The 12,644-nt window shown below is 33.7% G+C and carries 9 protein-coding genes; all 9 read right to left on the reverse strand.

Features of this window, described 5'->3' with window-relative positions; genetic code table 11:
• Nucleotides 1-573 carry a YdeI/OmpD-associated family protein gene (locus ACVCZW_RS06740; RefSeq protein WP_452231992.1) on the reverse strand — a complete coding sequence of 191 codons (573 nt, stop codon included), beginning with the start codon at nt 571-573 and terminating at the stop codon, nt 1-3.
• 5 nt (nt 574-578) lie between these two features.
• Entirely contained in the window at nt 579-2,222 is a 1,644-nt protein-coding gene (locus ACVCZW_RS06745) for a M1 family metallopeptidase (RefSeq protein WP_452231993.1), read from the reverse strand.
• A 112-nt stretch (nt 2,223-2,334) separates the two neighbouring features.
• A complete protein-coding gene (locus ACVCZW_RS06750; protein ID WP_452231994.1) occupies nt 2,335-3,090 on the reverse strand; it encodes a sugar-binding protein in 756 nt (251 codons plus the stop codon).
• A gap of 82 nt (nt 3,091-3,172) precedes the next feature.
• The gene (locus ACVCZW_RS06755) at nt 3,173-4,981 is read right to left on the reverse strand and encodes an acyl-CoA dehydrogenase family protein (protein WP_452229386.1); all 1,809 of its coding nucleotides are present in this window, start codon (nt 4,979-4,981) and stop codon (nt 3,173-3,175) included.
• A 183-nt stretch (nt 4,982-5,164) separates the two neighbouring features.
• Entirely contained in the window at nt 5,165-6,355 is a 1,191-nt protein-coding gene (locus tag ACVCZW_RS06760; RefSeq protein ID WP_452229387.1) for an acetyl-CoA C-acyltransferase, read from the reverse strand.
• Nucleotides 6,356-6,456: 101 nt separating this feature from the next.
• Nucleotides 6,457-8,865 carry a 3-hydroxyacyl-CoA dehydrogenase NAD-binding domain-containing protein gene (locus tag ACVCZW_RS06765; protein WP_452229388.1) on the reverse strand — a complete coding sequence of 803 codons (2,409 nt, stop codon included), beginning with the start codon at nt 8,863-8,865 and terminating at the stop codon, nt 6,457-6,459.
• 1 nt (nt 8,866) lies between these two features.
• Nucleotides 8,867-9,322, reverse strand: a complete 456-nt coding sequence (locus tag ACVCZW_RS06770) for a MarR family winged helix-turn-helix transcriptional regulator (protein ID WP_452229389.1) — start codon at nt 9,320-9,322, stop codon at nt 8,867-8,869.
• 112 nt (nt 9,323-9,434) lie between these two features.
• Nucleotides 9,435-11,207: an AMP-dependent synthetase/ligase gene (locus ACVCZW_RS06775; protein WP_452229390.1), complete on the reverse strand. Its 1,773-nt coding sequence runs from the start codon at nt 11,205-11,207 to the stop codon at nt 9,435-9,437.
• A gap of 253 nt (nt 11,208-11,460) precedes the next feature.
• Complete coding sequence (locus ACVCZW_RS06780) at nt 11,461-12,264, reverse strand: helix-turn-helix domain-containing protein (RefSeq protein WP_452229391.1); 804 nt, start codon at nt 12,262-12,264, stop codon at nt 11,461-11,463.
• Nucleotides 12,265-12,644: the final 380 nt, after the last annotated feature.

Genomic DNA, 12,644 nt, shown 5'->3' on the forward strand with positions numbered 1-12,644 from the left:
TTACCAAGTATCCCGAGATTTAATATTAGCATCGCAGAGTTTTATAATCTCTGCGATTCTTTTTTGTTTTGTAGCTTCCCGTTTGGCACTGTGTAACCAATACAAATAATGTTTTTTATAAGAAGGAGCGAAGTTGTTATAATTTTCAAAAGCTTTTGGTTTTTTGTTGAAGGCAAGTTGTAATGCTTCGGGAATGATTCCTTTTTCAACAGCATCTAAAGCGGTCCAACTTCCGTTTTTCTTCCCAATATTTATAATTTCTAAACCTTTTGGATGCATTAATTCTTCAGCAATTAACGCTTTAATATGCCTTTTGTTTAATGCGCTCCATATACTTTTCGGGTTTCTTTTACAGAAGTATTGTCTGCGTTTTCCATCTCCTAAACTTTTTACTGTAGAATCTATCCAACCATAACAAAGCGCAACTCGCACGGCTTCTTCCCAACGCATACTTTCGTTTTTGTGATCTACTTTGTAAAAAATGAGGTAGATGCCGTTATCACTATCATGATTAATATGCAGCCATTCTCGCCATTCATTATCCGATTTAAAATACAATTCAGCTAATTCCATAGCCATTAAAGTTTAACGGATTCTATATAGAAATCTTCATCTACTTGAATATCTTTATTTTTAATAGCCATTTCTTTCCATGCGCTATTCGGGAAAATCCATTGTTCTTTACCATCTATCGTTACTTGAATTGGCATATCAAAGTCTGCAACAATATTCGTCCATCTATATTTTAGCTGATTATTTTTAATTTTATATTCTAATGTAGGAATTCGTATATCTCTTAAATATTGATTGAAAAATGCAGTTAAATCTATTCCGCATTGTTCACTAATATAATTTTCAATTTGTGATGTAGTAACCGTTTGGTGGTAGAATGTTTTGTTTAATCCACGTAGAATTTGTCGCCATTTTTCATCGTCTTCAATAAGTTGACGCAGGGTATGTAGCATATTTCCACCTTTGTTGTACATATCACCAGAACCTTCATGGTTTACATTGTACACACCAATTATTGGGTTCTTATTTCTAATCCCTTTACGTGTTCCTATGACATATTTTGCGGAAGATTCTTTTCCATAGTAATAATCTAAAAATAGATTTTCAGAATAATTAGTAAAGCTTTCGTGAATCCACATATCTGCAATGTCTTTGTCTGTAATATTATTAGCAAACCACTCGTGGCCAGATTCATGAATGATAATAAAATCGAATTTTAAGCCTTCGCCAGTTCCTGATAAATCTTTACCTAAATAGCCTTTCTTATATTTATTTCCGTAGGTTACAGAACTTTGGTGTTCCATACCTAAATAAGGCACTTCTACTAATTTGTAACCATCTTCATAAAAAGGATAAGGACCAAACCAATGCTCAAAAGCTTCCATCATTTTGGGAGCATCTTTAAAATGAACTTTAGCCTTTTCTAAATTATCACGCAGTACATAGTAATTCATATCTAGATTTCCTTTTTCTCCAGGATATACTTCCGAAAAATGCACATAATCTCCAATGTTCACATTTACGCCATAATTATTAATTGGGTTTGCAACATGCCAATTGGTGGTAATGGTTTCATCTTTATTATCTACAATACTTTTAAGTCTTCCGTTAGAAACATTCATTAAACCTTTCGGGATTGTTACGCTAATATCCATACTATCTACCTCGTCATACATATGGTCTTTATTTGGCCACCATACGCTAGCACCCAATCCTTGGCAAGAAGTTGCTATAAAGTGGTTTCCATTATTGTCTTTTTTCCAAGAAAAACCACCATCCCAAGGTGCACGAACCGCTTCTTTAGGAGTTCCTTCGTAGTACACATCAATGGCATTTATATCGCCAATATTTTGTTTCTTTTTTAACGTTACAAAATGTGCATTACCAACGTGTTTAACTTCCAACTCTTCCTCATTTTGTGTTACTTTTGTAATTTGTAAAGGAGTTTGCAAATCTACTTGCAGGATGTTATTTTCTTTTAAAACAGTATACTGAATGGTGTTTTTTCCACCAATAGTTTTTTCGTCAGGATTTACTTTTATGTCTAAATGATAGTATGTTAAATCCCACCATGCACGTTCTGGCGTGATGCTTCCTCTTAAAGTATCTTGTTTTGTGAAATTATTTTTGGCTTTAAATAAACCTTCTTTTTTTTGAGAGAAACAAGAAGTTACTAGAAAACAAGTGATTACAACTAATAGATTTTTCATACGTTTAATTTTGCTCTAAAATAAGGAAAATAAAAAAGCCGTTTCATTTCTGAAACGACTTTTTGAAATCTAATTAAAGGTATCGTTAGAAGCAGTATTTATTTTCTACTGTTCATTTTTCTTCTTTTAATATTAAAGTTCCGAAAACGGAAGCATCTATCCATCCTCTGTTTTTATCTTCTCCTTCTATAACTTCAGAACCTATAAAGTTTTCACGTCTTTTGCTTGTGTCGTTATCGCAGTATGCAATAGCAAAACCGATGTTTTTATTTGCTTTTAAAGCAACAGGGATGTTTTGTTTACCATCGACAAAGCTATCATCATAAAGACTGATTTTAAGTTCCCAAATAGAAATGCTGCCATTGGTAATACGCTTAGATGCTACATGATTGTTGTAAAGTGTTGGTATTTTACCTGGAGCCATATCTACCACATTACCATCTAATGCTACATGATATGCAAATGCATTATGGTTGTATTGATGTTCACCTCCGCTATTATCTTCATCTATAAAGACTTCCACACAATCGTTGTCCCACCATAATTTTAATGGATCTTTATGTTGCGCATTAAGTATATCGTCTTGTATTTCTAGTAATACGTAAAGTGCATTTGTATCCCAAGTTAGTTTGTATTGTCCTTTGAAATCGTCTTCCGAATAGGTATCTCCAAACCATTTCTGATCTATTGGGTGCCATTTAGTAGTTTTCCAAATAGCCTCGGTAGGATTGCCATCTACGGTTATAACAGTTTCCGTTTTATGTACAATGGTAGGTTCTTTAGTAGGTTTTACGTTTTGTTTTTGAGCAGACATACAACTTACAAATAGAATTGCAGTAACAAGGAAAGTGAATATTTTTTGCATCATTTTCAATTTTCACCTAAAGTACTAAAATAAAAAAGCTGTTTCATTTCTGAAACAGCTTTTTTAAATCTAATTAAAGGTAAAGTTAGAAGCAGTATTTATTTTCTGCTTTTACTTTTTCAGCAATCTCGATACGTAAATCTACGATATCTGGATAGTTAGCATATTTTGTAAAACGTTTAAGACCCATTAACATCATACGTTGTTCGTCTCCTTCAGCAAAAGAAATAATACTTTCTTTTCCTTTTTCTTCTACGATATCTACCGCGTGATATAAATATAATTTCGCCATTGCGATTTGAGCAGATTGCTCTTTTTCGCTAGTACGTTTTACATTTTTCTCTGTTCTTAAAATTGCAGATTCTGCCATATAGATTTCAATTAAGATATCTGCAGCTGCAATTAATAACTGTTGGTGATCTTCTAAGTTTTGTCCGTATTTTTGAACAGCTCCACCAGCAACCATTAAGAAAGTCTTCTTAAGTTTTGCTATCATTATTTTTTCTTCCGCAAATAACTCAGAGTAATCCGGAGTGTCAAAAGAAGGTATACCCATTAGTTCTTCTTGTACTTTAGAAGCAGGACCTAATAAATCTACATGACCTTTCATTGCTTTTTTAACAAGCATACCAACAGATAACATTCTGTTAATTTCGTTAGTACCTTCATAAATACGAGCAATTCTAGCATCTCTCCAAGCAGACTCCATAGGCGTTTCTTCAGAGAATCCCATTCCTCCAAAAATTTGGATACCTTCATCCGCACAATTTTGTACATCTTCAGATACGGCAACTTTTAAAATAGAACATTCAATAGCATATTCTTCAACACCTTTAAGTTCTGCTTCTTGATGTGTATTTCCGGCAGCTTCACGCATATTGATTCTGTCTTCAATATTTTTAGCAGCTCTGTATGTTGCAGATTCACCAGCATAAGCACTAGCAGCCATTTCTGCTATTTTGGTTTTAATAGCACCAAAATCGGAAATTCTTGTTTTAAATTGTTTACGCTCGTTGGCATAATTTACAGCTATCGATATTACACGACGTTGCGAATCTAAACAAGCAGCAGCTAATTTAATACGTCCAACATTAAGTGCGTTCATAGCGATTTTAAAACCTTCACCACGACCAGCAAGCATATTTTCTACAGGAACAACAGTATCATTAAAAAATACTTGACGCGTAGAAGAAGCACGAATACCTAATTTGTGTTCTTCTTCACCTAAAGTAATTCCGTTTGGATTTTTTCCATCATATTCTACGATGAATCCAGTAATATTTTTATCGTCTTCAATACGAGCAAAAACAATCATCAAACTACAGAATCCTGCATTGGAGATCCACATTTTTTGTCCGTTAATTTTATAAGACTTTCCATCTGCAGAAAGTTCTGCAGTTGTTTTACCAGAATTAGCATCTGATCCAGCGCCAGGTTCTGTTAAGCAATATGCTCCAAACCATTCACCAGAAGCTAATTTAGGTACGTATTTTTGTTTTTGTTCTTCTGTACCATAAAGTGTAATCGGCATAGTACCAATTCCTGTATGTGCACCAAAAGCAGTACTAAAGGAACCAGTTCCAGAAGAAATGTAATCACAGGTTAAAACCGTAGAAACAAATCCCATTCCCATTCCGCCGTAAGCTTCAGGTACTGCAACACTTAAAAAGCCCATGTCACCAGCTTTACGCATAACCTCTTCTGTTAAGGCAAAGTCTTTAGCTTCAAAACGTGCTTTATGAGGAATGATTTCACGATCATTAAATTCCATTACAGATTCTTTCATCATGGTTTGTTCTTCTGAAAAATCTTCAGGAGTAAACACATCTTCACATTTTGTTTCCTTTACAAGGAATTGACCACCTCTTAATAATTCTTTTTCTTCTGTTGCCATTTTTTTATTAGATTTTAAGATTTCTAGAACCGAGAATCAAGACAGCTTAAGTCCAGATTTGAAGCTTGAAATCATTTTTTGTATTTATAATTGTCTGTTCGAGCGCAGTCGAGAACTATTTTTGAAACTATCCGATTAATAAGGTCTCGACTGCGTTCGACCGGACAGAAATTACGTTTTGTATTAATTAAGGAATTCAAATATCCCACAAGCACCTTGACCAGTACCAACACACATAGTTACTGCTCCATATTTCCCTTTCATGTCGCGCTTACGCATTTCATCAAAAAGTTGTACCGATAATTTTGCTCCAGTACATCCTAATGGATGACCAAGTGCTATTGCACCACCGTTTACGTTAATAATATCTGGGTTAAGACCTAATTCTCTAATTACAGCTAAAGATTGCGAAGCAAAAGCTTCGTTTAACTCAATTAAAGATAAATCATCTTGTTTTAACCCCGCTTGTTTTAATGCTTTCGGAATTGCTTTTACTGGTCCGATTCCCATGATACGAGGTTCTACACCTGCTGCAGCATAGTTTACCATTCTTGCAATTGGTTCTAAACCTAGTTCTTTCACCATGTCTTCACTCATTACCATTACAAAAGCAGCACCATCACTCATTTGTGATGAGTTACCAGCAGTAACACTTCCACCAGCAGCAAATACTGCTCTTAGTTTTGCTAAAGCTTCTTTGCTCGTTCCTGCGCGAGGTCCTTCATCTTTAGTTACAATATATGATTTTGTTGCTTTTTTTCCGTTGGCATCGACATATGTTTGTTCCACTTCAATAGGTACAATTTGATCTTGAAAACGATTTTCAGCTTGCGCTCTTAATGCTTTCATATGCGAATGGTATGCAAATTCATCTTGGTCTTCACGAGATACTTTAAACTGTTTTGCAACCGCTTCTGCAGTATTTCCCATTCCCCAATAATAATCTTCATGACCAGATTTTACGATGTCGTAATTCAATTCTGGTTTAAAACCAGTCATTGGAACGCTACTCATGCTTTCTGCTCCACCAGCAATAATACAATCTGCCATTCCGGCTTGTATTTTTGCAGTTGCCATACCAATAGTTTCTACTCCAGAAGAGCAAAAACGGTTGACAGTTACACCAGGGACATCTACAATATCTAATCCCATTAAAGAGATTAAACGTGCCATATTTAATCCTTGAGAACCTTCTGGCATTGCGTTACCAACAATAACATCGTCAATACGCTTTGGGTCTAAATTAGGAAGCTCCTTCATCATATACTTGATGGTTTCTGCTGCTAATTCATCTGTTCTTTTAAAACGGAACACGCCTTTTGGAGCTTTACCAACTGCGGTTCTATATGCTTTTACTATATATGCTGTTTTCATCTTTTGTGCTTTTGGCTATTAGCTTTTGGCTTCTAGCGTCTATAAATTATACATTATAATTGCCAATAGCGAAAGGCTAAAGGCTAATCGCTTAGTAATTTTTAATTACGTAACGGTTTCCCTTTGGTTAACATGTGTTGAATACGTTCTAAAGTTTTACGTTCTGTACATAAACTTAAGAAAGCCTCACGCTCTAAATCCAATAAATATTGTTCTGTTACTTTAGTTGGTTCCGATAAATCTCCACCAGCCATAACGTAAGCTAATTTATTAGCAATTTTCATATCATGCTCAGAAATGTAACGACTGTCTTCCATAGAATCTGTTCCTACTAAAAACATACCTAGTGCTTGTTTACCAAGAACTAAAATATCATTTCTTTTTACAGGTTGTGTGTAACCAGCATCCGCCATTAATACAGCGTGTTGTTTTGCTACTGCTATCTGACGATCTTTATTAACTACAACAATATCTTTTCCTTTTTGTAAAAGATTAGCATCAAAAGCTTCATAAGCCGAAGTCGATACTTTAGCCATAGCAATAGTTAAGAAATGCTCTTGTAACACATTTAATTGTACATCCCCTTTATGGAAAAGGTCTTGTGCTCTTAAAGCCATTTCTTTAGAACCTCCACCACCAGGAATCACACCAACACCAAACTCTACAAGTCCCATGTATGTTTCTGCTGCCGCAACTACTTTATCTGCGTGTAGCGATAATTCACAACCACCACCTAAAGCCATTCCGTGAGGAGCAGAAATAGTTGGGATAGAAGAATAACGCATACGCATCATCGTATCTTGGAAGTATTTGATAGCCATATTAAGCTCGTCATACTCTTGCTCTGCAGCCATCATGAAAATCATTCCAATGTTTGCACCAACAGAGAAGTTTGCCGCTTGGTTACCAACTACTAAACCAGCAAAATCTTTTTCGGCTAAATCAATAGCTTTATTTAATCCTGCTAAAACGTCTCCACCAATCGTGTTCATTTTAGATTGGAATTCTACATTAAGGATTCCGTCTCCTATATCTTCAATAACAACTCCTGAGTTTTTAAACACTTCGTTTGTTTTTCTGATATTATCTAAGATTATAAATGAATCTTGACCAGGAATTTTAGTTTGTGATTTTGTTGGAATATCATAGAAATATGAAGAACCTTCCTTTACGGAATAAAAGGAAGTGTTACCAGAAGCAACCATCTCATTTACCCAAGCAGCAGGTTCTAAACCTTCCGCTTTCATTAATTCAATTCCTTTTTCTACACCAATAGCATCCCAAATTTGAAAAGGTCCATGTTCCCAACCAAAACCAGCTTTCATTGCATCATCAATCTTGTAAAGCTCGTCTGAAATTTCTGGAATTCTGTTAGATACGTAAGCGAATAATGCCGTAAAGCTTTTTCTATAAAATTCACCAGCTTTATCTTTTCCTTTTACTAATACTTTAAAACGATCCACAACCTTGTCAATCGTTTTCGTTAATTCTAAAGTTGCAAATTTGGCACGTTTGTTTGCTCTATATTCTAAAGTGTTTAAGTCTAAAGTTAAAATATCTTTAGAACCATCTGCATGTCTTTCTAATTTATAAAAACCCTGTCCGGTTTTGCTTCCTAACCATTTATTTTCCATCATGGTCTGGATGAAATCTGGTAATTCAAACAATTCTAAACGCTCATCATTAGGACAGTTTTCATGAATCCCATTTGCAACGTGTACTAAAGTATCTAAACCTACAACATCTACTGTACGGAAGGTTGCCGATTTAGGACGACCAATAACTGGCCCAGATAATTTATCCACTTCTTCCACCGTTAAATCTAATTCTTTAACTGCGTGAAATAAACTTTGAATGCTGAAAATACCAATTCTGTTTCCTATGAAAGCAGGCGTGTCTTTAGCGACTACTGAAGTTTTTCCTAAGAATTTTTCACCATATTCATTTAAAAACTCTAAAACGGAAGGATCTGTTTTTGGTCCAGGAATGATTTCGAATAATTTTAAGTAACGCGCTGGATTAAAAAAGTGTGTTCCGCAGAAATGCTTTTGGAAATCTTCACTTCTTCCTTCATTCATGAATTTTATTGGAATTCCAGAAGTGTTCGATGTTATTAACGTTCCTGGAGTTCTATATTTTTCTAGTTTTTCAAAAACTATTTTTTTAATGTCTAGTCTTTCTACTACAACTTCCATGATCCAATCTACATCTGCCACTTTAGCAATATCGTCTTCTAAATTACCTGTCGTAATTCGACTAGCAAAAGCTTGACTATAAATTGGAGAGGGTTTCGATTTTAAAGATGCGGTTAAAGCATCATTTACTAATCTGTTTCTTACGACTTTGTCTTCTAAGGTTAACCCTTTAGCTTTTTCTTTGTCGTTTAGTTCTCTAGGAACAATGTCTAATAATAATACATCTACACCAATATTGGCGAAGTGACATGCGATACCCGATCCCATAATTCCGGAACCAATAATCGCAACTTTTTTAATTCTACGTTTGCTCATGTTATTTTAAGGTATGTTCTTTTTTGTTGTATATTTTTTTGTTTGAAATCATGTTGTTAATGATTTCTGCTACTTTATGAAAACTTTCTAATTCTTCTGCAGCTACGTTTGCTTTAATGGTTTCATTAAAGGTTAGTACTTTTTCTTTAGAGTAGTTTCTTTTTTTTCTGCCGAACTCGGTTAAGAAAATGAGTACACCACGACCATCTTCGGGATTCGGTTTACGTTCTATTAAACCTCTTTCCTCCATGTTTTTTAAGGTCCGTGATAAGCTTGTTGCTTCCATTCCCATTTTTGGACCTAAAGATGTTGAAGGTGTTCCGTGTTCTGGATCTATACTTAATAAAGCAAAACCTGTAGCCATTGTACTGTCAAACTTTGAAGCTTCTTCATTATACATTTTGGTTACAGCTAACCATGTGGTTCTTAACACATAATCTATTGTTGCATCTTTCATTTAGAAATTTTAGATTCCCAAATATACAAAAATATACTATGCGTGCATAATAAATTTGAAAAATATTGTGTAGAAATTAAAAAGCTCCCATAAGATAGGAGCTTTTTGGTATTTATCGGTAAATTTTATCGTAAAGATCTTGATACATCTTTTTAATTACAATTCGTTTCATTTTCATGGTAGGAGTAAGGTGTCCGGAATCGATAGACCAAACTTCTGGTGTAAGCTCAAAGCGTTTTATTTGCTCCCATTTTCCAAAATGTAGATTGTATTTCGTTATTTCTTCTTGGATACGATCAATTACCTCTTGAGAAGTGGCGATGTCTGCATCCGATTTACCGATATTCAATTTTTTATAATCTATCCAATCTCGAATGTAATCAAAATTAGGTTGAATTATAGCTCCTGGCATTTTTTCGCCTTCACCAACAACCATGATTTGTTCTATGAAAAGGGATTGTTTCATTTCGTTTTCTACAAGTGGTGGAATTACATATTTACCACCCGAGGTTTTAAACATTTCTTTCTTTCTACCTGTAATTTTAAGAAAACCATCCGCATCCAATTCTCCTTTATCTCCAGTATGAAAAAAGTCTCCAGTCATTACTTCCTTTGTTTTTTCTGGGTCTTTATAATACCCCATCATAACGTTAGGTCCTTTTACTAGTATTTCGCCATCTTCGGCAATTTTTACTTCTACATTTTTAATTGGTTTCCCTACGGTACCTACTCTAAAATGATGGTTGGCATACATTTCTACGGAAACAACAGGCGAAGTTTCTGTAAGTCCGTAACCTTGCATTACTTTCATTCCAGCAGCCGAAAACACTCTCGTTAATCTTGTTTGTAAAGCTGCACTACCAGAAACCATGGTATGTAATTCGCTTCCAAGTGCTTCTCTCCACTTACTAAATATAAGTTTGTTCGCAATTTTTAATTGAAATTCGTACCAAGCACCATTTGCGCCATAAGGTTCCCATTTTTCACCCAAACGAACTGCCCAAAAGAATAATGCTTTTTTTATACCCGATAAATCATCGGCTTTAGCAATAATCTTATCGTACACTTTTTCTAGTAATCGTGGCACAACACTCATTAGGTTAGGTTTGACTTCTTTAGCATTTTCGCCAATTTTATCTATTCCTTCTGCAAAGTATATGGTAGCCCCTGCATATTGATACAAGTAAATTAGTACGCGTTCAAAGACATGGCAAATAGGTAAAAAACTTAAGATTCTAGTTTCTTCACCAGTTGCAAAAGGTAATCGATCGGAAGCATCTAAAGCGTTACTCGTGATATTATTATGTGAAAGCATCACACCTTTAGGTTTTCCTGTGGTACCTGAAGTATATATAATGGTTGCTAAATCAGAAGATAGTACCGCGTCTTTTCTAGCTTGTACTTCGCTTTGATTACTTTCATCTTCACCTAGCTCTAATAATTCGGAAAAATGTTTACATCCTTCTATATCATCAAAGGAGTACACTTCTTTTAGTTTTGTGTTTGCTTGTACTTTACGTACTTTTTCTAAGACATCGGCATCCGATACAAAACAGTAGATTGCTTCACTATGGTTTAATACATATTCATAATCTTCAGCAGAAATAGTTGGATAAATAGGAATGTTTTGGGCTCCTGTTTGCAGAATACCAATATCCATGATATTCCATTCGGTTCTATTTGTGGTAGAAATTAATGCGATTTTATCATTTTTCTGAATTCCCATTTTTAACAAAGCCCTACTAATTGCATTCGCTTTATCTACATATTCTTTGGTAGATGTTGCTATCCACTTGCCATCTTTTTTAGTTACTAATGCAGCATCTAAATTGTATTTCTCAAGTTGATAATGCGGAAAATCAAAAAGTCTAGTAATCTTTGTCATTAGAAAAATTTAGTTAGAAGGATTGCAAAGTATGAAATTAATAATTGTTTTCAAATAACTAAATCAAAAAGGAACTATAAAAAATTATAGTTCCTTAAAAAATGGACTGATAGAATAGCTATTGTTTATCATTCGTAATAAAAAATTATAGAATCCCTAAATAACTAACTAAAATAGAAAATTAGAATGATACGCTTATTCCATATAAATGTAGAAAACATGGACTTAAATACGTTGTATTTAACCGTAAACTTTAATTTTTAAGAACTTTTTTTATTAAATCATTCTCCTTTTTAAAAAAGGAAGTAGGTGATTCATTCATAAATAATTTAAAATCTTTATTAAAATGTGAAGAATCATAATAATTATACATGTAAATAAGGTCTTTTAAATCAATCTCATTATTTTCATACTTTTTTAAAAGTTTTATAAATCTATAGGAGCGAATATATTTTCCTGGAGTAATACCTACAATTTTTTTGAATTGCGTTTCTAATGTTTTTTGGGATATGTTCGTTTCAAATAAAATTTTATCTATAGGAATTAAGCCTTCACTATCTCGTATTAAATCAATGGCTTTATCTATAAGTATGGTATTTTGATTGATGGTTAAAGGAGATTCGTTCAACAGTACTTCTATTTCATGTACTGCTTTTTTTGGTGTTTTGTAATCTTGAAATATGTTATTTAGCTTTTTAGAAAAATCGACACTTATTTCATGTAGTGGAATATGTTTATTCTTGATTTGATAAACATCAATATTCAAAATTTTATGCAATGCGGTTGGGTGTAAAGTAATACCAAAGGATGTGCCTAATTCATTAACCGCTAATTTGTAAGATTGATAGAACAAGCCACTTAAAGTTAATTTATTTAGTGGTATTTCTTTATTTTTTACAATGGCTTTTTGCCCAGGTGTAAAAATATACGTGATGATAGAATTGCCACTTGGTAAAATGGTGGATTGAAATGGTATTGCATCTTTTCCAAATAGAAGTTCAAAATATTGATCAACCAAAGGAGAAGTCTTCTCGTTTTCAAAATATGTTAGTTGCATTTAATGGATTCTAAGCTGCTTAATTATTAAATGTTTTTTTAACGAAAACTTTGATTTTTAGAGTTATATATTTATGGTAAGTATGTAAAACATTTTTTGCTTAAAAAGCAAGTTAGGAAATGTTGGTTTTGCGAAATTAGTTATATTTAATTAGGTGTCCTTGTAAAATATCGAAATTATAGTTTTTTTTCTACATAAAAGATAGGCTATTTTTTATTACTGTACTTTTTAGTTCTTTACACGTATTTTAATCCTGTAAAAACGGCTTCTTTTCTATTTAATAGTTAATATTAAACGTTATAGTAAGTAATTATATAGTATTCGTTTGCGTCAAGCGGAAGATTACATTTTACTATGCATGAGAAATCCAAACGCCTAAA

It is taken from the genome of Lacinutrix sp. MEBiC02595 (assembly GCF_053601555.1).